The sequence below is a fragment of the Streptomyces sp. NPDC043746 genome, assembly GCF_056436485.1.
The window spans coordinates 155,526-175,575 of the sequence record NZ_JBWKCM010000011.1; the positions used below are offsets into that span (position 1 = coordinate 155,526).

Genomic DNA, 20,050 nt, shown 5'->3' on the forward strand with positions numbered 1-20,050 from the left:
CGCCCTACCGAGGAGGAACGACAGCGTGACCTACGTCATCGCGCAGCCTTGTGTCGACGTGAAGGACAAGGCCTGCATCGAGGAGTGCCCCGTCGACTGCATCTACGAGGGCCAGCGGTCCTTGTACATCCACCCGGACGAATGCGTCGACTGCGGAGCCTGTGAGCCGGTCTGCCCGGTCGAGGCCATCTTCTACGAGGACGACACCCCCGAGGAGTGGAAGGACTACTACAAGGCGAACGTCGAGTTCTTCGACGACCTCGGCTCGCCGGGCGGTGCCTCCAAGCTGGGTCTCATCGAGCGCGACCACTCCTTCATCGCCGGTCTGCCGCCGCAGAACCAGTAAGCGGCCGCACCACGAGCGCAAGCCCGGTCCCGTACGGCTCGTCACCGTGCGGGACCGAGGCGTATCCCCGTACGGTCGCGGGGTCCGCCCTCGTCCGGCCGCCGGTCCCCGAACAGCCCCAGAAAGCAGAGCCGCCCCGTGTCCGCAGTCTCCTCCCGCCTCCCGGTCTTCCCCTGGGACAGGCTCACGCCGTACAAGACCACGGCCCAGGCCCACCCGGACGGCATCGTGGACCTCTCCGTCGGTACGCCGGTCGACCCGGTGCCCGAGGTGATCCGGCAGGCGCTCGTCGCCGCCGCCGACAGCCCCGGCTATCCGACGGTGTGGGGGACCGAGGCCCTGCGTGACGCGCTCACCGGCTGGGTGGAGCGGCGGCTCGGCGCGACCGGCGTGACGCACGCCCATGTGCTGCCGGTCGTCGGCTCCAAGGAGCTGGTGGCCTGGCTGCCCACGCAGCTCGGGCTCGGCCCGGGCGACAAGGTCGCCTACCCGCGCCTCGCCTACCCGACGTACGAGGTCGGCGCGCGGCTCTGCGGCGCCGAGCCCGTCGTCTACGACGACCCGACCGAGCTGGACCCGGCCGGACTGAAGCTGCTCTGGCTCAACTCGCCCTCCAACCCGACCGGCCGGGTGCTGGCCAAGGACGAGCTGGTCCGGATCGTCGCCTGGGCGCGCGAGCACGGGGTGCTGGTCCTCAGCGACGAGTGCTACCTGGAGCTGGGCTGGGAGGCCGAGCCGGTCTCGGTGCTCCACCCGGACGTCTGCGGCGGCCACTACGAGGGGCTCGTCGCCGTCCACTCGCTGTCCAAGCGCTCCAACCTGGCCGGTTACCGGGCCGCGTTCGTCGCGGGCGACGCGGCGGTCCTCGGTGAGCTGCTGCTGATCCGCAAGCACGGCGGGATGATGACGCCCGCCCCCGTCCAGGCGGCCACCGTCGCCGCCCTCGGGGACGACGCGCATGTGGCCGAGCAGCGCGCCCGGTACGCCGACCGGCGCCTGGCCCTGCGCGCCGCCCTGGAGGCGCACGGCTTCCGGATCGAGCACAGCGAGGCGAGCCTCTACCTCTGGGCGACCCGCGACGAGCCGTGCTGGGAGACCGTGGCCCACCTCGCCCAGCTGGGCATCCTGGTGGCGCCCGGCGACTTCTACGGACCGGCGGGCGAGAACTTCGTCCGGGTGGCGTTCACGGCGACCGACGAGCGGGTGGCGGCGGCGGTCAAGCGCCTGTCCTGAACCTGGCAGGTGAGAGGGCCCGGGGGGTGCGCACTCCCCGGGCCCTCTCACGTCACCTGGTCACGCGGCGGCGGGTCAGCCGATCGGCAGCCCGCCCAGCGGCAGGCCGCCCTTGGTGAGGGCGTCGGTGGGCAGACCGCCCTGGGTGAGCGCGTCGGTCGGCAGGCCGCCGCCCGCGGCGTCGGCCACGCCGCCGAGGGCCTCGCCCGCACTGCCCGCGGTCTGGCCGGCGGTCTCCTGGGCGGCCGGGGCGGCCACCCTGGCGGTCTTGCCGACGGTGGCACCGGCGGCCGGCAGGGCGGTACCCACGAGGCGGCCGCCCGTCTCACCGGCGGCCTGGGTGCCCTGGCGGGCGGCGCTGTCCACGGTGTTGCCGAGGCCGGCGCCGTCGAGGGCGGTCAGGCCTCCGAGGTCCGGGGTCCGGGGGAGCTCTGCGGCACTCGCGGCGCCGGCCGCACCGACCACGGGGGCCGCACCCGCGGCGATCAGCAGCGCGGTACGAGCGATCCGACGGGTCAGGGGGAGGGACATGGTGCTCCTTCGACGGGAAGTCAACGATTCGTTCCGGCGAACCTGGACGGGTTCCAGCGGCCGGACGCACTGACAACCGGTTCGAGGGGAGGGAAGGTTGCGGCGACCGAAGGTAAAGAGTGAGTAATGCGTCCGATAATCCGCAGTGGAGGAACCCGGGCAAACGAACCATTCCGAAGCCGTTCGACGAACCGTCACTTCCCTTGAGCGGCAAGGGGATCGGCATGCTGCGGGTGAGCCCTCGGAGGGGCGGCCGGTGGGGACCGGGGCGTTCGGCCCAAGGGTCCGAACGGGTGAGGGTCCGAACTACTGGGCGACCTGGATGGCGACGGCCGCCGTGCCCGGTTCCTTCTCCTTCGTGTGTTCTGTCCGCCAGCCGGAACCCGCCTCCCAGATCCGGTCGGCGTAGCTCACACGGTCGATGCGCAGCTCCTGGGAGTGCGCCACCGCCCAGTGCGCCAGCTCCCAGCCGCGCCGCGGCGCGCCGTCCGCCTCCGCCCCGGCCTGTGCTCCGGTCGTCGCGGGTACGGGCACCGAGACGGTGGCGGCGGCCGAGGGGCCGGCGGCCTTCGTCGCCGGCAGGACGTCCTTGCCGAAGGTGCGTACCAGCTCGGCCCGTACCTGTCCCGCGTCGCCCGGGCCCTGGCCGGTCTTCTTCGACGGCGTGCAGTTCAGCGCGGTGGGCTCGCGCCCGGTCAGCGCGGCGGCCAGCAGTGCGGCGTCCGGCTCGTGCTTCGCGTACGCCTGCGGGAACCCGCTGCGCTGCACGCGCTGGGCCGCCACGGTCAGCGGGAGGCGGGAGTATCCGGGGACCTTGGCGAGGTGGTCGTAGAACTCCCCGGCCGAGTAGACGGGGTCCATGATCTGCTCCACGGTGCCCCAGCCCTGTGAGGGCCGCTGCTGGAACAGGCCCACCGAGTCCCGGTCGCCGTAGTCGATGTTGCGGAGCGTGGACTCCTGGATCGCGGTGGCGATCGCGATCGTCACCGCCCGCTCCGGCATCCCGCGCGTGGTGCCCACGGCGGAGATCGTCGCCGCGTTCGCCGCCTGGTGCAGGCTCATCTCGTACGTGTGGTCCCCGTCGGGGGCCCGGACCACGCAGCGCGGCACGGACTCGGTGGTGGAGGAGTCGTACTGAACGGCCAGATAACCACCCAGGGCGGCGAGCACGCCGAAGGCGGCCGCGTAGCGGAGAAGGCGGCTGCGGCGACGGCGGGCGGGCCTGGCTGTCCGGGACACGGCCCCACCGTACTGGAGGGTTCGACCGGGGCCGATACTCCGGCCCTCCGGGACGGACACCCCCGCCCTCCGGGACGGGCGGGAACCCCGGCCCTCCGGGGCCCCGGCCGGGCCCGGCGCACGGTCCTCTAGGGTCGGGCCATGTCCGACAGCACGCTTGACCTGACCCTGGACGGCCCGGCGCTCACCGCCCGGCTCGTCGACTTCCCCTCGGTCAGCGGGGAGGAGAAGGCGCTCGCCGACGCGATCGAGACAGCGCTGCGCAGCCTGCCCCATCTGACCGTCGACCGCCACGGCAACAACGTCGTCGCCCGCACGCACCTCGGCCGCGCCGAGCGCGTCGTCCTCGCCGGGCACATCGACACCGTGCCGATCGCCGACAACGTCCCCTCCCGCCTCGACGGGAACGGCATCCTCTGGGGCTGCGGGACCACCGACATGAAGGCCGGCGTCGCCGTCCAGCTCCGGATCGCCGCGACGGTCCCCGAGCCCAACCGCGACCTGACCTTCATCTTCTACGACAACGAGGAGGTCGCCGCCCACCTCAACGGCCTCGGCCACATCGCCACCGCCCACCCCGACTGGCTCGCCGGAGACTTCGCCGTCCTCCTGGAGCCCTCGAACGGCGAGGTCGAGGGCGGCTGCCAGGGCACGCTCCGCGTCCACCTGCGGACCACGGGGGAGCGGGCGCACTCGGCGCGCAGCTGGATGGGGTCCAACGCGATCCACGCCGCCGCCCCGATCCTGGCGAAGCTGGCGGCGTACGAGCCCCGCCGCCCGGTCATCGACGGCCTGGAGTACCACGAGGGGCTCAACGCGGTCGGCATCGAGGGCGGCGTCGCCACCAACGTCATCCCGGACGCCTGCACCGTCGTCGTCAACTACCGGTACGCCCCCGACCGCACCGAGGAGGAGGCCATCGCCCACGTCCGGGAGGTCTTCGCGGACTGCGGAGTGGCCGAGATCGTCATCGACGACCACTCGGGCGCGGCCATGCCCGGCCTCTCCCACCCCGCCGCCCAGGCCTTCATGGCGGCGGTCGGTGGCACCGCCCGGCCCAAGTTCGGCTGGACGGACGTCTCCCGCTTCGGCGGCCTCGGCGTCCCCGCGGTGAACTACGGCCCCGGCGACCCGATGTACGCGCACAAGCGCGACGAGCACGTGGTGGTCGAGAGGATCACCCACTGCGAGGACCGCCTCCGCGCCTGGCTGACCGGCTGACGGCCCCCGGCCCGCCGACCGACGGCCGGCTGACCGCTCGACGTACGGCATTCCCCCGTACGTAACCTCCGCCGATCTACGCTGGCCGGACGCAGCACGACACAGCCCGACCCAGGACGACGCAGGTCGGTGGAGGGAGCGGAACATGGGCAACGCCGAGGACGCACGGATTCCCGAAGGTGCGGAGGTCCCCGAGGGCGCGGTGGCCCCCGAGGAACAGTGGCTGGGTCCGGTACTGCGCCGCAGGGAGCAGGTCCAGCCCGGCACGACCGATCAGCGGCTGCTGGACTCCGAGGGCGACTCCGAGTGGGTGCACACCGACCCGTGGCGGGTGATGCGCATCCAGTCGGAGTTCGTCGAGGGCTTCGGCGCGCTGGCCGAACTGCCGAGCGCGATCAGCGTCTTCGGCTCGGCCCGTACCCCGGCCGGATCGGCGGAGTACGAGGCCGGGGTCGCGATCGGCAAGGCCCTGGTCGACGCGGGCTTCGCGGTGATCACCGGAGGCGGCCCCGGCGCCATGGAGGCCGCCAACAAGGGAGCCCGGGAGGCGCGGGGCGTCTCGGTCGGCCTCGGCATCGAGCTGCCCTTCGAGTCGGGGCTGAACCCGCACGTCGACATCGGCGTCAACTTCCGCTACTTCTTCGTCCGCAAGACGATGTTCGTGAAGTACGCCCAGGGCTTCGTAGTGCTTCCCGGCGGCCTCGGCACCCTGGACGAACTCTTCGAAGCCCTCACCCTCGTCCAGACCGGCAAGGTCACCCGCTTCCCGATCGTCCTCTTCGGCACCGCCTACTGGGGCGGCCTGGTGGACTGGCTCCGCGACACGGTGGTGGGCCAGGGCAAGGCCTCGGACAAGGACCTGCTGCTGTTCCACGTGACGGACGACGTGGAGGAGGCGGTGGCGCTGGTCACGAAGGAGGTCGGACGGTGAAACCAACCCCGCCCGGCGTTTGAGGACGCTTTTCGGTCGGCTCGGCCACTCGCAAGCCCGTCCGGCGTTTGAGGTCGTCTTCTCCGGCCCCTCCGGCGCTTGAGGAGCGGGGCCCAGGGGGCAGCGCCCCCGGCCCCGCCCCGCCGCCCCGTCCGGCAGGCTCCGGCTACGCCAACCCCCGCCGCGCCACCGCCGGAGGCCTGTGCCCCGCGATCGACGCCACCATGTCCAGCACCTGCCGCGTCTCCGCCACCTCGTGCACCCGGTACACCCGCGCCCCCAGCCACGCCGACACCGCGGTCGTCGCCAGGGTGCCGATCACCCGCTCCTTCACCGGCCGGTCCAGCGTCTCGCCCACGAAGTCCTTGTTGGACAGGGAGACCAGCACCGGCCACCCCGTCTCGGCCATCTCCTCCAGGCGCCGCGTCGCCTCCAGGGAGTGCCGCGTGTTCTTCCCGAAGTCGTGCCCGGGATCGATCATGACCCCGTCCGGCCGCACCCCGAGCCGGACCGCCCGCTCCGCAAGCCCCACCGTCACCCGCAGGATGTCCGCCATGACGTCGTCGTACGCGATCCGATGCGGCCGGGTCCGTGGCTCCGCACCCCCCGCGTGGGTGCAGACGAGACCCGCCCCGTACCGCGCGGCCACCTCCGCGAGCTTCGGGTCGACCCCGCCCCACGCGTCGTTCAGCACATCCGCCCCGGCCTCGCAGACCGCCTCGCCCACATCATGGCGCCAGGTGTCCACGCTGATCACCACGTCCGGGTGGCGACGGCGGACCTCGGCCACGAAACCCACCGTCCGGCGCGCCTCCTCCTGGGCGCTCACCTCCTCGCCGGGGCCGGCCTTCACCCCGCCGATGTCGATGATCGCCGCACCCTCGGCCACCGCCTGCTCGACCCGGGCGAGCGCCGGCTCGTCCCTGAACGTGGCGCCCTGGTCGTAGAAGGAGTCCGGGGTCCGGTTCACGATCGCCATGATCACCGGCTCGTGCGGCCCGAACTCCCGCCGCCCCAGCCTGAGTGCACCGCTCCGCATCCCGTATTTCCTCCTCAGATAGCCCGCGGCAGCCCTCCGCCGACCCGCGGTTGGCCCGTCTGCGACCCTAAGGCCTTCCGTGGTCGGCCCGATCTGTCACTCCCGCATGGCACGATCGGAGCCGGACGAGGTCTTTGCCCCCGGGGAGATGCGCGTGTTCTGGTTCTTGCTGCTCACGATGGTCGTGGTCGTCACGGCGGTCACCCTCGCGGTGGTCGGCGGCGGCGGGAGCGCCGTGCTCCAGGATGTGGAGCCCGAGCGGTTCACCGACCCGCTGCCCGCGAGCCGCCCGGTCGGCCGGGCGGACGTGGAGGCGCTGCGCCTGCCCATGGCCGCCCGGGGCTACCGGATGGCCGACGTGGACGAGGCGCTCTCCCGGCTCGGCGCCGAGCTGGCCGAGCGGGACGCCCGGATCGCGGAGCTGGAGTCCGCCCTGGCCGGGGCGCAGGCGTCCGCCGTGAGCACCGGCACCGATCTGTTCAAGCAGCCGGGCGAGGACCGGCCCGCCGAGCCGCGCGACCGGGGCGCGGCACCGGCGGACCGCGGCGAGGAGGCCGGACGATGAGCGACGGCAAAGCCGTGGCCGCCCCGGACGGGGGGCTGCGCTGCCCCTGGGGCCTCGCCACCGACGACTACCTCGTCTACCACGACACGGAGTGGGGCCGCCCGGTCCACGGGGACGACGCCCTGTTCGAACGGCTCTGCCTGGAGGCGTTCCAGTCCGGCCTGTCCTGGCTGACGATCCTGCGCCGCCGCGAGACCTTCCGTACGGCCTTCGCCGGATTCCGCATCGCCGAGGTCGCCGCGTTCACCGGCACCGACCGGGAGCGGCTGCTCGCCGACCCGGGCATCATCCGCAACAGGGCCAAGGTCGACGCCACCCTCGCCAACGCGAAGGTCCTGGCCGACTGGCCGGCCGGACAGCTGGACGAGCTGATCTGGTCGTACGCCCCCGACCCGGCCGACCGCCCCGCCCCACGCGGGCTGGGTGACGTCCCCGCCCTCACCCCGGAGTCCACCGCGCTCGCCAAGGAGCTGAAGAAGCGCTCGATCCGCTTCGTCGGCCCCACCACCGCCTACGCCCTGATGCAGGCCTGCGGCCTGGTCGACGACCACCTCGCGGAGTGCGTGGCCCGGGGCGGCGGCGCACCCGCCGGACGAGAAGCGCCCCGGGCCGGGTGAGCGGCTACTTCCCCAGGTAGACCGGCTTCTCCTTCTTCAGGAACGCCTCCACCGCGATCGTGTGGTCCTGCGACGCCCCCGCCCGGGTCTGGAGTTCGTCCTCCTTCTCCAGCGCCTCGGCCAGCGTGTGCCCGGCGCCGTAGGCCATGGACGCCTTCAGCCCCGCGTACGCCACCGTGGGCCCGGCGGCCAGGGTGCGGGCGACATCCGCCGCCTGCCCGGCCAGCTCGGCGGCGGGGACCACGCGGTTGACGATGCCCAGCTCCAGCGCGTCCTGCGCGGAGATCGACCGCGGGAAGAACAGCAGGTCCGCCGCGCGGGTCTGCCCGACCAGCCGCGGCAGGGTCCAGGACACGCCCGAGTCGGCGGTGAGCGCGACCCCCGCGAACGAGGTGTTGAAGGAGGCGGTGTCGGCGACCACCCGGTAGTCGGCGGCCAGGGCGAAACCGAACCCGGCCCCGGCCGCGACCCCGTTCACCCCGGCCACGACCGGCTTCGGCATCTCCGTGATGGCCCGCACGATCGGGTTGTAGTGCTCCCGCACCGTGCTCAGCGCGTTTCCGTCGCCCGCCTCACGGGTCGCCGCCAGCGTGGCGACGTGCTCCTTGAGGTCCTGGCCGACACAGAAGGCGCGCCCGGTGGCCGTGAGCAGCACCGCCCGAACCTCCGGGTCCGCCGAGGCCTCCAGCAGCGCGTCCCGGAGCGCGACCTTCGCCGCCGTGTTCAGCGCGTTCATCGCGTCGGGTCGGTTGAGCGTGATCGTCGCGAGCCCTTCGCTCACGTCGTACAGAACGGTGTTCGCCTGCTCGTCGGCCATTGCGGTCCATCCCCTCGCTGCTCGGGCATCGTTGCCCCTGCAAGGCAAGCATGGCCGACGCGGCGCGGACCACGGATGTGACCTGCGTCTAACAATCGGCTCCCGCCCGAGGCGCCGTGGCGGCGAAGTATCGCAGCCGGATCCCCGAATTGGGTGGTTTTGAGAGAGCGCGTTGCGCAAGCGATGCAGAGCGATGTTGGTCATCGGGGTCGTTGATGCGGGATAATGGCGGAGAAGCAATGTGTTCGATGCCGGTGAGGCAGCGCCTGTCATGGGGCCGCCGGTTGCGATGAGCTGGTTTCAGGAAGGGGAACGAGCATGGCGGCCATGAAGCCGCGGACGGGCGACGGCCCGCTCGAGGTGACAAAGGAGGGGCGGGGCATCGTCATGCGGGTTCCGCTCGAAGGCGGCGGTCGGCTTGTTGTCGAGCTGACTCCGGACGAGGCCGATGCCCTCGGCGACGCACTGAAGAAGGTCGTCGGCTGACGCGCAACGCCCATCACCTTCCACCGCTGCCCGGTACGGTCTTCCGTACCGGGCAGCGGTGCGTTCGCGGCAGACGGTGTCAGGCGGTCAGCCGCGCCGGACCGCGCAGAGCAGTCCGTCGCCCACCGGCAGCAGCGTCGGCATCAGTTCCTGGCTGTCGCGGACCGCGCGCAGCAGCTCCCGCAGCCGCAGCACCTCGGTCGGCTGGGCGGCCGAGTCGACCGTACGGCCGTCGGCGAAGACGCCCTCGAAGCAGACCAGGCCGCCGGGGCGCAGCAGGCGCAACGATTCAGCCAGGCAGTCGAGGCTCTCCAGCCGGTCGCCGTCGCAGAAGACGAGGTCGTAACCGCCGTCAGCGAGCCGGGGCAGGACGTCCAGCGCCCGGCCGGGGATGAAGCGGGCCCGGTTGGAGGCGAAGCCCGCCTCGCGGAACGCCTCCCGGGCGAACTGCTGGCGCTCGGGCTCCGGGTCGACCGTGGTCAGCACGCCGTCGGGCCGCATCCCGTGCAGCAGATAGATGCCGGACACGCCCGTGCCCGTACCGATCTCCGCCACCGCCTTGGCGTCCGTGGCGCCGGCCAGCAGGCGCAGCGCGGCGCCGGTGCCGGGTGACACCGAGCGGATCCCCAGCTCACGGGCCCGCTCCCGGGCCCGGTGCAGAGCTTCGTCCTCGGCGACAAAGGCGTCGGCGAGGCTCCAGCTCGTCTGCCGGTTGGCGGTAATGACCCTCTCCTGTCCCCGTAGTTGGCGCAACGGTGACTGTATCCGCTGGACCCGGGAACCCGCAGATGGGACCGGGCGTTGTGCAAGGAGTGGGGAAAGCGCAGCGCCCCGGCCCGCGGATCGGACCGGTGAGCTGCGGGGATGTTCCGGGCGACGCCCGGCCCCAGCAGGGAAAAAGGCTTATCCGGAGCTAACGGGCGAGGTGGCTATGGTAGGGGCTCCACTGGACACCACCAGAGCCGATAGGGGAGGTGCGGCTGCGCCTGTGGATCGGGGCGGGGTGCTGCGGCGCCTTCTCAGGTCGGCCGGTGAGCCGAAATCCGTGACCAACATCGCTGACCGTTCTTCCGAAGTCTCCGCACCGACCGCGACCTTCGCCTCCGATGCGGATGCTCAGGCGTGGACCCCGCCCTCATGGGAAGAGATCGTCAGCACGCACAGCGGTCGCGTGTACCGCCTCGCCTACCGGCTGACGGGCAACCAGCACGACGCCGAGGACCTCACCCAGGAGGTCTTCGTCCGCGTCTTCCGCTCGCTGTCGACGTACACCCCCGGCACGTTCGAGGGGTGGCTGCACCGCATCACCACCAACCTCTTCCTGGACATGGTCCGGCGCAAGCAGCGCATCCGCTTCGACTCGCTCGGCGACGACGCGGCCGAGCGGCTGCCCAGCAGGGAGCCGTCACCGCAGCAGGTCTTCAACGACACCCACTTCGACGCCGACGTGCAGCAGGCGCTGGACACCCTCGCGCCCGAGTTCCGGGCCGCCGTCGTCCTCTGCGACATCGAGGGCCTCAGCTACGAGGAGATCGCCGCCACCCTCGGCGTGAAGCTCGGCACGGTGCGCAGCCGTATCCACCGCGGCCGCTCGCACCTGCGCAAGGCGCTCAAGCACCGTTCGCCCGAAGCCCGCGCCGAGCAGCGCTCCCTGGCGGACGCGGTCCTGGCAGGGGAGGGCGGAACGGCGTGAGCGGCACAGGTCCGACCGGTCCCACCCCTGCCGAAGCGCATCTGGGGGACCGGCTCGCCGCGCTGGTCGACGGCGAGCTGAACCACGACGCCCGGGAGCGGGTCCTCGCCCATCTGGCGACCTGCGCCCGGTGCAAGGTCGAGGCCGACGCCCAGCGCCGCCTCAAGAGCGCCTTCGCCATGTCCGCCGCCCCCCCGCCCTCCGAGGGGTTCCTGGCCCGCCTCCAGGGCCTTCCCGGCGGTCCTGGCGGCGACGGCACCGGCTCCGGCCGGCCCTTCGGCTCCGGCGGTCCGTTCGCCGACGAGTTCTTCCCCCCGCTGCGGCCCTCCGGCTCCACCCGCCGCGACGCCGTGAGCCCCTCCGCGCCGGCCGACTTCGGGTATCTCCCCGCCGCCCACGGCTCCACCGCCGTCCTGCCCGGCGGCTCCCGTTCCGCCTTCCGTATACACGACATGGCCCGGGACCCCGAGCGTTCACCCTGGCGCGGCCGGCGCTTCGCCTTCGCCGCGGCCGGCGCGGTCTCCCTGGCCGCCATCGCGCTCGGCGGCACCCTGCCGCTGGACTCCGCCCAGGACCCCCTCCTGCGCGCCGAGGGCAGCGGGAGCAGCGTGACCCCGCTCGACGCGGAGACCCGTGCCGGGGCCTCGGACGAGGCCGTGAGCCGTCGCGGCGGCAGCCAGTCGGTCGGCGGAGACCGCCTCGCCGTCAACCGGTCGGCGGCCGACATCTCGTCGACCGGCTCGCACCGGCCCGCGCCCGTGCTCACCCCGTCTGCGGAGTCCGTCCCCCCCACGGCGAAGCCGCCCCTGTTCCCCCGGGCGCAGACGACGGCCCCGCCGCTCCTCTCCTCCCCGCCGGGCGGGCACCCCTTCACGTTCCCCGTGCTGAACGTGTCCGTCCCCCCGCTGATACGTCCGACCGGCGGCTCCGCCCCGCTGCTCGCGGCGGTGCTGGGCAGCGGATCGACCGCCAAGGCGAGCGCCCCGCCGGCCTCCTCGGCCCCGGAGATCCGTCAGGCACCGGCCAACGACCTGGCGAGCCCGCTGCCGCCCAGCCGCTGACCGGGATCGGCCGTTCCCCGGCCGATCCCGTACGGGACGCTGCGGGGAGATTCGCAAACCTGGTTGAATTCCGGGGAGGGACGCCTCTGTGGGGCGTGCAGAGGCCAGTTGCGGAGAGAGCATGGACGACGGGAAGCCCACCGGGCCCCAGGCGAAGTGGTGGAGCCGCCCCACGGCGGGGCGGCCCGGCCGCACCGAGCCGGAGAGCCGGGGTCCGGGCGGGGCCACGCCCACGGCCCCGCCCGCCGCGAGCGGCACCGCACCGGGACCGGGGGCCGCCCCCGGCCACCCGGCAGCCGCTGCCCCCGCGCCCGCTGACGCCGTCCCGTCCGGCGAAGCCCCCGTACCCGCTGACGCCCCTGCGCCGGCCGGTGCAGCGGCACCCACCGCGGGCCAGGTGCCGCAGTCGTCCGGCCCGCCCCTCCCGCCCGGGGCGCCGCTGCACGAGCCCGACGCCTACAGCACTCCGCCGTACGGGGACCCCGGCCCCTGGGCGCCCGCGCCGCCGTTCCAGCGGCCGACCCCGGCCCACGGCACCCCCGTACCCCCGCAGGCCGCGGCCCCCTCGCCGCAGGCCCCCTCCCCGGTGCCGCCGCAGCCCACCGGCGTACCGGCTCAGCCCGCCCCCGTGCCCGCGCAGTGGGGGCAGTACGACCCCTGGGCGGCGCCGGGGCAGCCGTTGACGCAGCCGGGGCCGCCGGCCGGGAGCGAGCCGGGGCGGCGGAAGAACCGGCGGGGCGGTGCCTTCGCCGGGATGCTGCTGCTCACCCTGGTCGCCAGCGGCATCGGCGGCGGGGTCGGCGCCTACATCGAGCGCAACGGCGGCCTGACCACCGTCGAGCTGCCCCAGGCGAGCCGCACCACCACCGACCGGGCCCCCGAGAGCGTCGCGGGCATCGCCGCCAGCGCCCTGCCCAGCGTGGTCACCCTGCACGTCAGCGGCACCGCGGAGTCCGGCACCGGCACCGGCTTCGTCCTCGACGACCGGGGCCACATCCTCACCAACAACCACGTCGTCGCCCCGGCCGGGAGCACCGGCGCCATCACCGTGACGTTCAGCAGCGGCGAGACGGCCGCCGCCGAGCTGGTCGGCAAGGACAGCGGCTACGACCTCGCGGTCGTCAGGGTCCGCGGGGTCTCGGGCCTCAAGCCCCTGCCGCTCGGCAACTCCGACAACGTCCAGGTGGGCGACCCCGTGGTGGCCATCGGCGCCCCCTTCGACCTCTCCAACACGGTCACCTCGGGCATCATCAGCGCCAAGCAGCGCCCCATCACCGCGGGCGGCGAGAAGGGCGACGGCAGCGACATCAGCTACGTCGACGCCCTCCAGACCGACGCCCCGATCAACCCCGGCAACTCCGGCGGCCCGCTCGTCGACACCCAGGCCCATGTCATCGGCATCAACAGCGCCATCCGCGCCGCCGACAGCGGCAAGGGCCCCGAGCGCGGCGGGCAGTCCGGCTCCATCGGCCTCGGCTTCGCGATACCGATCAACCAGGGCAAGCGCGTCGCCGAGGAGCTGATCAACACCGGCAGGGCGACCCACCCCGTGATCGGCGTCACGCTGGACATGAAGTTCACCGGCGACGGCGCCAAGGTCGGTGCGAAGGGCGCCGACGACGGCCCCGCGGTCACCAAGGACGGCCCCGCGGCCAAGGCGGGCATCCGGTCCGGCGACGTCATCACCGCCGTCCAGGGCCAGCGGGTGCACAGCGGGGAGGAGCTGATCGTGAAGATCCGCGCCCACCGGCCGGGCGACCGGCTGGAGCTGCGGCTCACCCGGGGTGGCGAGGAGCTGACCATCACGTTGACGCTCGGTTCGTCGAGCGGCACGTGAGCGCCATGGCGAGGTACCGCCCGGACAGGTCGGCCAGGTACCGTTGAGCGGTCCGGGCACCCCTCAGCCTGCCGGGAATGTCGGTTTCAGGCGGCGAACACGCGGAGCACACGAGGAGCAGCTAGGTGTTCAATGACATAGGCGCACTGGAGCTGCTGACCATCGGTGTCCTGGCCGTGCTGGTCTTCGGCCCTGACAAGCTGCCCAAGCTCATCCAGGACGTCACGCGCACCATCCGCAAGATCCGTGAGTTCTCGGACAGTGCCAAGGAAGACATCCGTACGGAGCTGGGCCCGCAGTTCAAGGACTTCGAGTTCGAGGACCTCAACCCCAAGACGTTCGTCCGCAAGCAGCTGATGGACGGCAACGACGACCTGGGCCTGAAGGAGATCCGCGAGAGCTTCGACCTGCGCAAGGAGCTGTCCGACGTCACGGACGCGGTCAACGGACGCACCCCGGCACCGGATTCCGCCAACAGTGCGGCCGACGGAGCGGCGGGTGCGCCGGCGACCACCACCGCTCCCAGCCTCACCAAGGCCGGTGACACCACCCCTGACCTGCTGAGGAAGGCCCCGCAGCAGGCGCAGCCCGAGCGTCCGCCGTTCGACGCGGACGCCACCTGACGCCAGGTCAATCCCGACCCGCCCGGGCGGTATGGCTATTCTCCATCTGTCCGGTTGCGAGGACGCCCATGCCCGCGGGGGGCGGGCCGCTCCGGATCAGGACTGATCGAGGAGGCGGCCGCTCAGATGGAGACGACGAGTCGGGTGGATACGGACGGTGCCCCTGGCACGGTCGCGGCGGGGGAGGTACCGGCGGCCCGGCGGCGTACCGTCGACGGCTATCTGGAGGCGCCGTTCCCCTGGTACGGCCTGGACGACGCCTTCACCGGGCCCCGCTGGCTGATGCAGGTCGGCACGGCTGCGGACGGCACCGTGCAGCACGGCTCCACCGGCCACGGTGACGAGCCCTCGGTGAAGACGGACGGCTCCGCCGCCGAGAGGGAACGGTTCGCGGCCGTCATCACGGTCGCAGCGAGCCCCGTCAGACGCAGCGGTGACGGGACGGGCGTCCTGGACGCCACCACGGTCTCCTCGGCGGCCTGGCTGGCCGGTTCGGGGCTGCTGGCGTACACCTGGCCGCCCCAGATGGACCACACCCTGCGCGACGACTGGCTGGACCAGCAGACCGAGACCGCGTTCACCCTCGCCGACGACCTCGGCTCCGCGCCCTGGACGACGCTCTCCCTGCCGGTGGACGGGGTCCCGGTGGAGTTCCACTACCGCGAGTCCGAGTTCGGCTGGGTGCTCGCCGGGTCGGCGCACGAGCGCGTGCACATCGGGGCGTACGGGCGGGGGATGAGCGCGTACGGGCTGGGCTTCTCGGTGATCAAGGACATCCAGAGCTACGCGTAGGCCGGAGGCGGCCGGCGGGCCGCTCCGTCCCCGGGCGCCGGACGGGCCGGATACGCCCGGGCCCCGTCCGGCGCCGGGGACGGAAGACGCCCTCTCAGAAGCCGGACGGGCCGGGCGGGGTCAGAACTTGTTGCGCGGGGTGATCCCCAGCGACATGCCCGACAGGCCCCGCTGACGACCGCCCAGCTTCCGCGCGATGGCCCGCAGCGCGCTGCCCGCCGGGGAGTCCGGGTCGGACAGGACCACGGGCTTGCCCTCGTCGCCGCCCTCGCGCAGCCGTACGTCGATCGGGATCGCGCCCAGCACCGGCACCTCGGCGCCCACCGTCCGGGTCAGCCCCTCCGCGACCCGCGCGCCGCCGCCCGAGCCGAAGACGTCGACCATCTCGTCGCAGTGCGGGCACGGCATGCCCGACATGTTCTCCACGACGCCGACGATCTTCTGGTGGGTCTGTACGGCGATGGAACCGGCCCGCTCCGCCACCTCGGCCGCCGCCTGCTGCGGGGTCGTGACCACCAGGATCTCCGCGTTCGGCACGAGCTGTGCCACGGAGATCGCGATGTCACCGGTGCCCGGCGGCAGGTCCAGCAGCAGGACGTCCAGGTCGCCCCAGTACACATCGGCCAGGAACTGCTGGAGCGCCCGGTGGAGCATCGGGCCGCGCCACACCACGGGCGCGTTGCCCGGCGTGAACATGCCGATGGAGATGACCTTCACGCCGTGCGACGACGGCGGCATGATCATGTTCTCGACCTGGGTGGGCTTGCCGTCCGCGCCGAGCATCCGGGGCACGCTGTGCCCGTAGATGTCCGCGTCCACGACGCCCACCTTCAGCCCGTCGGCCGCCATCGCCGCAGCCAGGTTCACCGTCACGGAGGACTTGCCGACGCCCCCCTTGCCGGAGGCGACCGCGTACACCCGGGTCAGCGAGCCGGGCTTGGCGAAGGGCACCTCGCGCTCGGCCGTACCGCCGCGCAGCGAGCTCGCCAGGTCCTTGCGCTGCTCGTCGCTCATCACGTCGAGGGTGACCGCCACCCGGGAGACGCCCTCCACCCGCGAGACGGCCTCCTCCACGTTCCTGGTGATCGTCTCGCGCATCGGGCAGCCGGAGACCGTGAGATACACCGTGACAGCGACTGCACCGTCAGGATCGATCTCGACCGACTTCACCATGCCCAGCTCGGTGATCGGGCGGTGGATCTCCGGGTCGTTCACTGTCGCCAGTGCCTCAAGCACCGCGTCTTCCGTAGCCATACCGACGATGTTACGGCGCCCGGCCCTACGACCGGGTAGCCCCTCGACGGTCGCCTTCGTCACTCTCCGAGTGCGCACCCTCCGGCGCTCCTCCACGTCCCCCACCAGGTCCTGCGGCTCCGGGCCCGGGTTGCCACCTCGCGACACCGTCACCCGGGGCATCGGCAGGCAGATCCGTACGGCTGGCTGCCGGACGGGGTCCGGAGCCCGGGTACGCTGCGCTCTGCCCCCGATCGCCGTTGAGAGGCAGTACGCCCGTGACCTCCTTCGCCCCGGCCGTCCGGAATCATCGCCGGACCGCGCTCGCCGTCGTGCTCTGCGGTGGGCTCGTCGCGACTCTCACCGCCTGCGCGGGCGAGGACCCGGACAAGGGGACCAACGGCATCGGCAGACTCCCGGCGGAGCAGATCGACGCGAAGGCCAGAGCGGCGGCCGACAGCGCGGACGGTGTACGGCTGGCGGGCACCCTGGTCACCAAGGGCGGCACCTACGTGCTGAACATGAAGCTCAGCGACAAGGGCGGCACGGGGTCGGTCTCCTCCAAGAAGCGGAGCTTCGTGCTGCTGCGCGTCGAGGACGAACTCTTCATCAAGGCCGACGCCGACTTCTGGATCCACGAGGAGGGCGGCAAGGCGAGCCGCTCCGACCAGGAGGCCGCCGAGAAGCTGGGCGGCAAGTACGTCAAGGTCCCCGAGGGCGACCCCAGCTACGGCCAGCTGCGTGGCTTCACCGACAAGAAGGTCCTGCTCGACGGCCTGCTGACGCTGCACGGCACCCTGAACAAGGGGGCCCGGGACACCGTCACCGGCCACCGCACCATCCAGCTGCTGGGCGGCAAGGGCGAGGGCGGGGCGCTCGACGTCTCCCTGGAGGGGAAGCCGTACCCGGTGCGGGTGGCACGCGGCGGCGGCGGGGGCACCGTCACCCTGGCCGACTGGGGGCGCGCCCTCACCTTGGAGGCCCCCGAGGACGACGACACCGTGGACTACGGCGGCCAGCTCCCCAAGTCCTCCGGCTGACTCCCTTCCGGGCCGGCCTCAGCCCTGCCCGCGGCGTCGCTTCAGCAGCAGCCTGGGGAGCGCGGCCGGTGCGGGCCGCCGGGTGGTCGCCCCGGTCGGCAGCGGGGCGGCGGCCAGCGAGGTGTCCGGCAGCGCGGTCCTGACCGATGCGGGAGTGAGGCGCACGACCGTGCACTCCCTGGCCCAGCGCTCCGTCATCACCTCGGCGTCCGGGGCGTTCAGCCGCTTGCCCCTCAGCTCGGCCACGGCCGCCTCCCACTCCTCGGAGTGCGGCGCCAGAACGTGTACGACCGCGGTCCAGGCGACGATCCGGCCGCCCTTGTCCTTGCTGCGCACGGTCACCTCGGCGCTCCCCCCGTCGGTCAGCCCGGAGGGCAGCGGCTGCTCACCGGCGCCGCCCCCGACGAGGTGGGCCGCGCCCTCGTGCCAGACGTGCCACACGGCCCGGGCGGGCCCGGCGGCACGCACCCAGACGAGCCCCGACTTCTTGGTGGCCTCCTCGACGAGGGCCCTCTCCAGCAGCGTCTTGGCGGCATCGCTCATGGCGGGGAGCTTAGGCCCTGCGTGCGTCCCCGCGCTCACAGCCAGCCGTTGCGCTTCAGGATGCGGTGGATGGAGAAGCAGACCGCGCCGATGAGCCCCAGCACCAGCGGATAGCCGTACTTCCACTCCAGCTCCGGCATGTAGTCGAAGTTCATGCCGTAGACCCCGCAGATCGCCGTGGGGACGGCGATGATCGCCGCCCAGGAGGTGATCTTGCGCATGTCCTCGTTCTGGGTGACGGTCGCCTGCGCCAGATTGGCCTGGAGGATCGAGTTCAGCAGCTCGTCGAAGCCGATGACCTCCTCCTGGACCCGGGCGAGGTGGTCGGCCACGTCCCGGAAGTACTTCTGGATGTCCGGGTCGATCAGCCGCATCGGCCGCTCGCTCAACAGCTGCATCGGACGCAGCAGCGGCGACACGGCCCGCTTGAACTCCAGCACCTCCCGCTTGAGCTGGTAGATCCGCCCCGCGTCCGAACCGCGTCGGCCGCCCTTGGCGGGGGAGGAGAAGACGTCGATCTCCACCTCGTCGATGTCGTCCTGCACCGCCTCCGCCACCGCGATGTAGCCGTCGACGACATGGTCGGCCATGGCGTGCAGCACGGCCGACGGGCCCTTGGCCAACAGCTCCGGGTCGTCCTGGAGGCGGTGGCGCAGACCGCGCAGGGAGCCCTGGCCGCCGTGCCGGACGGTTATGACGAAGTCCTGGCCGGTGAAGCACATCACCTCACCGGTCTCCACGACCTCGCTGGTCGCGGTCAGTTCGGCGTGTTCCACGTAGTGGATGGTCTTGAAGACGGTGAAGAGCGTGTCGTCGTACCGCTCCAGCTTGGGCCGCTGGTGGGCGTGGACGGCGTCCTCCACGGCGAGCGGGTGGAGCCCGAACTCCCGGGCGATGCCCGCGAATTCCTCCTCCGTGGGCTCGTGCAGCCCGATCCAGGCGAAGCCGCCCTTCTCCCGGACTTCGAGCATCGCCTCATGCGGCGTCGGGGTCGCGGGCCCCTCCAGGCGGTAGCCGTCGCGGTAGACCGCGCAGTCGACGACCGCGGTGGAGGCGGAGGGGTCGCGGGTGGTGTCGTACGCGCTGTAGGGCGTGGTGCTCTTGGGGGAGGCCGGACGCAGGGAGGGGCGCACGGCAGCGCGCAGGTCACGGATCATCGACATGGCTGGCTCCTTCACGGAGGGCCGTCGGCGAGGGCGTGGAACAGCCCGGAATGGGGACGTGGGCTCACGTCCGCAAAGCGGGCTCCACCGCGCGGGCGCGATGACGGCGTTCGCAACAGACAGGCGGAGAGAGAACGGAGGCGTCTTCCGTGCGGCGGGCGAACGACCGTTGAAAAGGGCCGTCGGGGAAGCCGGACGGCGCGTCAGTTCAACGGATGACTGAACGGGGGTTCAGCGGGAAGAGCGATGCGCGGAAGAGGGATCGATACTGCACGGTCGACTTGGATCCATAGCAGTCCCCACCTCCTCCGGCCGGTCCCCCGTGGGGGACGACGTGTCGTCGGGACGGAGAGCGACGCTTCTGCGTGCTGTCCCGACCGGCGGCCAGGCTATCAGCCGTCCCGGGCCAGTCCCCTACCTTGCCCACTGTGCACGCACTCTATGCTCGCCGGATGGCAGAAATTCTCGCTCTGGTCGAAGCCCGGCTCCGCTCGGCCCTCGGGGATCCGGACGCCCGCGCCGATGTGACGTTTCTCGGCACGGACCGTATCGAGGTGCTCCGCTTCCTCGACGGAGATGTGGTGCGCTACGCCACGCTCGGCATGTCCGGGCAGCCGATGGCCGACCCCACCTCGCCGCTGGCCGACCCGGTGAAGGGCCCGCGCGCCGAGCTGGTCCTGTCGGTACGGGCCGGGCTCGCCGCCACCGACCAGGTGCTGCGCCCGCTCGCCGTGCTGGCGGCCTCCCCCCAGGTCGAGGGGCTGGTGGTGGCGCCGGGGGCATCGCTGGACCTGGGCGAGCCGCTCTGGCCCGGCGCCCCGTTCACCTCGGTGCTGGTGGCGGAGTCCGGAGGGCTGGTGGAGGACCTGGAGCTGGACGGGCCGATGGACCCGGTCCGCTTCCTGCCGCTGCTGCCGATGACCCCCAACGAGGCCGCCTGGAAGCGGGTTCGGGGGGCGCAGGAGCTCCAGGAGCGGTGGCTCACGCACGGAACGGACCTGCGGGATCCGCTGCGTACCTCCGTACCGCTGGACTGACCG

General features: G+C 72.7%; 22 protein-coding genes. 14 read left to right on the forward strand and 8 right to left on the reverse strand.

The window, feature by feature from the left end; translation table 11 throughout:
• Nucleotides 1-25 precede the first annotated feature (25 nt).
• Nucleotides 26-346, forward strand: a complete 321-nt coding sequence (fdxA, locus tag AC0682_RS14970) for a ferredoxin (RefSeq protein ID WP_018489192.1) — start codon at nucleotides 26-28, stop codon at nucleotides 344-346.
• 138 nt (nucleotides 347-484) lie between these two features.
• Entirely contained in the window at nucleotides 485-1,579 is a 1,095-nt protein-coding gene (locus AC0682_RS14975; RefSeq protein WP_478533180.1) for a bifunctional succinyldiaminopimelate transaminase/glutamate-prephenate aminotransferase, read from the forward strand.
• A gap of 75 nt (nucleotides 1,580-1,654) precedes the next feature.
• On the opposite strand, the gene AC0682_RS14980 is transcribed toward AC0682_RS14975, so the two are convergent.
• Together AC0682_RS14980 and AC0682_RS14985 are read right to left on the reverse strand one after the other, a co-directional pair.
• Nucleotides 1,655-2,110 carry an ATP-binding protein gene (locus tag AC0682_RS14980; RefSeq protein ID WP_478533181.1) on the reverse strand — a complete coding sequence of 152 codons (456 nt, stop codon included), beginning with the start codon at nucleotides 2,108-2,110 and terminating at the stop codon, nucleotides 1,655-1,657.
• A 306-nt stretch (nucleotides 2,111-2,416) separates the two neighbouring features.
• A complete protein-coding gene (locus AC0682_RS14985) occupies nucleotides 2,417-3,349 on the reverse strand; it encodes a hypothetical protein (protein ID WP_478533182.1) in 933 nt (310 codons plus the stop codon).
• A 141-nt stretch (nucleotides 3,350-3,490) separates the two neighbouring features.
• On the opposite strand from AC0682_RS14985, the gene dapE reads away from it, so the two are divergent.
• Both dapE and AC0682_RS14995 read left to right on the forward strand, forming a co-directional pair.
• The gene (gene dapE / locus AC0682_RS14990) at nucleotides 3,491-4,570 is read left to right on the forward strand and encodes a succinyl-diaminopimelate desuccinylase (RefSeq protein ID WP_254811754.1); all 1,080 of its coding nucleotides are present in this window, start codon (nucleotides 3,491-3,493) and stop codon (nucleotides 4,568-4,570) included.
• A 145-nt stretch (nucleotides 4,571-4,715) separates the two neighbouring features.
• Complete coding sequence (locus AC0682_RS14995) at nucleotides 4,716-5,501, forward strand: LOG family protein (RefSeq protein WP_254811753.1); 786 nt, start codon at nucleotides 4,716-4,718, stop codon at nucleotides 5,499-5,501.
• Between the two features lie 166 nt (nucleotides 5,502-5,667).
• On the opposite strand, the gene folP is transcribed toward AC0682_RS14995, so the two are convergent.
• On the reverse strand, nucleotides 5,668-6,540 hold the full coding sequence (gene folP / locus AC0682_RS15000; protein WP_254811752.1) for a dihydropteroate synthase: 873 nt from the start codon (nucleotides 6,538-6,540) through the stop codon (nucleotides 5,668-5,670).
• A 148-nt stretch (nucleotides 6,541-6,688) separates the two neighbouring features.
• On the opposite strand from folP, the gene AC0682_RS15005 reads away from it, so the two are divergent.
• Together AC0682_RS15005 and AC0682_RS15010 are read left to right on the forward strand one after the other, a co-directional pair.
• Complete coding sequence (locus AC0682_RS15005; RefSeq protein WP_478533216.1) at nucleotides 6,689-7,105, forward strand: cell division protein DivIVA; 417 nt, start codon at nucleotides 6,689-6,691, stop codon at nucleotides 7,103-7,105.
• Nucleotides 7,102-7,722, forward strand: a complete 621-nt coding sequence (locus AC0682_RS15010; RefSeq protein WP_254811751.1) for a DNA-3-methyladenine glycosylase I — start codon at nucleotides 7,102-7,104, stop codon at nucleotides 7,720-7,722. The genes AC0682_RS15005 and AC0682_RS15010 overlap by 4 nt, the downstream gene beginning before the upstream one ends.
• Nucleotides 7,723-7,726: 4 nt before the next feature.
• On the opposite strand, the gene chcB is transcribed toward AC0682_RS15010, so the two are convergent.
• Nucleotides 7,727-8,539 carry a 2-cyclohexenylcarbonyl CoA isomerase gene (chcB, locus tag AC0682_RS15015; RefSeq protein WP_254811750.1) on the reverse strand — a complete coding sequence of 271 codons (813 nt, stop codon included), beginning with the start codon at nucleotides 8,537-8,539 and terminating at the stop codon, nucleotides 7,727-7,729.
• A gap of 318 nt (nucleotides 8,540-8,857) precedes the next feature.
• On the opposite strand from chcB, the gene AC0682_RS15020 reads away from it, so the two are divergent.
• Nucleotides 8,858-9,025, forward strand: coding sequence for a DUF3117 domain-containing protein (locus AC0682_RS15020; protein ID WP_003966491.1), 168 nt, complete (start codon nucleotides 8,858-8,860; stop codon nucleotides 9,023-9,025).
• A gap of 87 nt (nucleotides 9,026-9,112) precedes the next feature.
• On the opposite strand, the gene AC0682_RS15025 is transcribed toward AC0682_RS15020, so the two are convergent.
• Nucleotides 9,113-9,778, reverse strand: coding sequence for an O-methyltransferase (locus tag AC0682_RS15025; protein WP_254811749.1), 666 nt, complete (start codon nucleotides 9,776-9,778; stop codon nucleotides 9,113-9,115).
• Between the two features lie 178 nt (nucleotides 9,779-9,956).
• Between AC0682_RS15025 and sigE the strand changes: the two genes are divergently transcribed.
• The 5 genes from sigE (at nucleotide 9,957) to AC0682_RS15050 (ending at nucleotide 15,031) form a co-directional block, all read left to right on the forward strand.
• Nucleotides 9,957-10,718, forward strand: coding sequence for an RNA polymerase sigma factor SigE (sigE, locus tag AC0682_RS15030; RefSeq protein WP_175512372.1), 762 nt, complete (start codon nucleotides 9,957-9,959; stop codon nucleotides 10,716-10,718).
• Entirely contained in the window at nucleotides 10,715-11,779 is a 1,065-nt protein-coding gene (locus AC0682_RS15035) for an anti-sigma factor family protein (RefSeq protein WP_478533184.1), read from the forward strand. Before sigE ends, AC0682_RS15035 begins: the two co-directional genes overlap by 4 nt.
• Nucleotides 11,780-11,900: 121 nt before the next feature.
• Nucleotides 11,901-13,616, forward strand: a complete 1,716-nt coding sequence (locus tag AC0682_RS15040) for a trypsin-like peptidase domain-containing protein (protein WP_254811748.1) — start codon at nucleotides 11,901-11,903, stop codon at nucleotides 13,614-13,616.
• Between the two features lie 125 nt (nucleotides 13,617-13,741).
• Nucleotides 13,742-14,239 carry a sec-independent translocase gene (locus tag AC0682_RS15045; protein ID WP_254811747.1) on the forward strand — a complete coding sequence of 166 codons (498 nt, stop codon included), beginning with the start codon at nucleotides 13,742-13,744 and terminating at the stop codon, nucleotides 14,237-14,239.
• Nucleotides 14,240-14,365: 126 nt separating this feature from the next.
• Complete coding sequence (locus tag AC0682_RS15050; RefSeq protein WP_478533185.1) at nucleotides 14,366-15,031, forward strand: hypothetical protein; 666 nt, start codon at nucleotides 14,366-14,368, stop codon at nucleotides 15,029-15,031.
• 120 nt (nucleotides 15,032-15,151) lie between these two features.
• On the opposite strand, the gene AC0682_RS15055 is transcribed toward AC0682_RS15050, so the two are convergent.
• The gene (locus tag AC0682_RS15055; protein ID WP_254811745.1) at nucleotides 15,152-16,285 is read right to left on the reverse strand and encodes an Mrp/NBP35 family ATP-binding protein; all 1,134 of its coding nucleotides are present in this window, start codon (nucleotides 16,283-16,285) and stop codon (nucleotides 15,152-15,154) included.
• 257 nt (nucleotides 16,286-16,542) lie between these two features.
• Here AC0682_RS15055 and AC0682_RS15060 point away from each other — a divergent pair, with 257 nt between their 5' ends.
• Nucleotides 16,543-17,304 (forward strand): hypothetical protein, encoded by a 762-nt coding sequence (locus tag AC0682_RS15060; RefSeq protein WP_478533186.1) that lies wholly within the window; start codon nucleotides 16,543-16,545, stop codon nucleotides 17,302-17,304.
• 18 nt (nucleotides 17,305-17,322) lie between these two features.
• Here AC0682_RS15060 and AC0682_RS15065 read toward each other — a convergent pair whose 3' ends face one another.
• Together AC0682_RS15065 and AC0682_RS15070 are read right to left on the reverse strand one after the other, a co-directional pair.
• A complete protein-coding gene (locus AC0682_RS15065; RefSeq protein WP_478533187.1) occupies nucleotides 17,323-17,847 on the reverse strand; it encodes a hypothetical protein in 525 nt (174 codons plus the stop codon).
• 35 nt (nucleotides 17,848-17,882) lie between these two features.
• A complete protein-coding gene (locus AC0682_RS15070; protein ID WP_478533188.1) occupies nucleotides 17,883-19,010 on the reverse strand; it encodes a magnesium and cobalt transport protein CorA in 1,128 nt (375 codons plus the stop codon).
• Nucleotides 19,011-19,462: 452 nt separating this feature from the next.
• Between AC0682_RS15070 and AC0682_RS15075 the strand changes: the two genes are divergently transcribed.
• On the forward strand, nucleotides 19,463-20,047 hold the full coding sequence (locus tag AC0682_RS15075; RefSeq protein ID WP_478533190.1) for a suppressor of fused domain protein: 585 nt from the start codon (nucleotides 19,463-19,465) through the stop codon (nucleotides 20,045-20,047).
• Nucleotides 20,048-20,050 lie beyond the last annotated feature (3 nt).

Bases quoted from the DNA above. Each gene is read 5' to 3' on its own strand.
- AC0682_RS15010 (WP_254811751.1), top strand. From the start codon at position 7,102: ATGAGCGACGGCAAAGCCGTGGCCGCCCCGGACGGGGGGCTGCGCTGC.
- sigE (WP_175512372.1), top strand. From the start codon at position 9,957: ATGGTAGGGGCTCCACTGGACACCACCAGAGCCGATAGGGGAGGTGCG.
- AC0682_RS15020 (WP_003966491.1), top strand. From the start codon at position 8,858: ATGGCGGCCATGAAGCCGCGGACGGGCGACGGCCCGCTCGAGGTGACA.
- dapE (WP_254811754.1), top strand. From the start codon at position 3,491: ATGTCCGACAGCACGCTTGACCTGACCCTGGACGGCCCGGCGCTCACC.
- AC0682_RS15040 (WP_254811748.1), top strand. From the start codon at position 11,901: ATGGACGACGGGAAGCCCACCGGGCCCCAGGCGAAGTGGTGGAGCCGC.
- AC0682_RS15055 (WP_254811745.1), bottom strand. From the start codon at position 16,285: ATGGCTACGGAAGACGCGGTGCTTGAGGCACTGGCGACAGTGAACGAC.
- AC0682_RS15075 (WP_478533190.1), top strand. From the start codon at position 19,463: ATGGCAGAAATTCTCGCTCTGGTCGAAGCCCGGCTCCGCTCGGCCCTC.
- AC0682_RS15005 (WP_478533216.1), top strand. From the start codon at position 6,689: ATGCGCGTGTTCTGGTTCTTGCTGCTCACGATGGTCGTGGTCGTCACG.
- AC0682_RS15050 (WP_478533185.1), top strand. From the start codon at position 14,366: ATGGAGACGACGAGTCGGGTGGATACGGACGGTGCCCCTGGCACGGTC.
- AC0682_RS15070 (WP_478533188.1), bottom strand. From the start codon at position 19,010: ATGTCGATGATCCGTGACCTGCGCGCTGCCGTGCGCCCCTCCCTGCGT.
- AC0682_RS14995 (WP_254811753.1), top strand. From the start codon at position 4,716: ATGGGCAACGCCGAGGACGCACGGATTCCCGAAGGTGCGGAGGTCCCC.
- folP (WP_254811752.1), bottom strand. From the start codon at position 6,540: ATGCGGAGCGGTGCACTCAGGCTGGGGCGGCGGGAGTTCGGGCCGCAC.
- AC0682_RS15065 (WP_478533187.1), bottom strand. From the start codon at position 17,847: ATGAGCGATGCCGCCAAGACGCTGCTGGAGAGGGCCCTCGTCGAGGAG.
- AC0682_RS14980 (WP_478533181.1), bottom strand. From the start codon at position 2,110: ATGTCCCTCCCCCTGACCCGTCGGATCGCTCGTACCGCGCTGCTGATC.
- chcB (WP_254811750.1), bottom strand. From the start codon at position 8,539: ATGGCCGACGAGCAGGCGAACACCGTTCTGTACGACGTGAGCGAAGGG.